This window comes from Solihabitans fulvus (genome assembly GCF_008386585.1).
GTDB lineage: Bacteria > Actinomycetota > Actinomycetes > Mycobacteriales > Pseudonocardiaceae > Solihabitans > Solihabitans fulvus.
In genome coordinates this window covers 1-216 of record NZ_VUOB01000190.1, presented here as the reverse complement: position 1 = coordinate 216, position 216 = coordinate 1, and the positions used below count along the sequence as shown (strand labels likewise).

Annotated in this window: 1 protein-coding gene; it reads left to right on the top strand. The window is 65.3% G+C overall.

Annotated features, from left to right (window positions below; genetic code table 11):
• Positions 1–64 precede the first annotated feature (64 nt).
• Positions 65–216, top strand: a 152-nt coding sequence (locus F0L68_RS41240) for a carboxymuconolactone decarboxylase family protein (RefSeq protein WP_149855355.1), incomplete at its 3' end; no start/stop codon positions are given.

The following is a 216-nucleotide window of genomic DNA, read 5'->3' as shown; positions in this document are numbered from 1 at the left end:
GGCCGCCGGCGTCTCGTGTTCGTCCAGTGCGGCAGCACCCGACACCACGAGAGAGGACGAAGTCATGGAACCCCGATTCGCCATGTTCGACAACGAGATCGGCGCCAAGTTCACCAAGCGGTTCGCCAACGCCAGCCTGGTGATCCACAAGTCGCCGCTGCCGGCGTCCACGCAGGAGCTGGTGTCGTTGCGCACCAGCCAGATCAACGGCTGCGG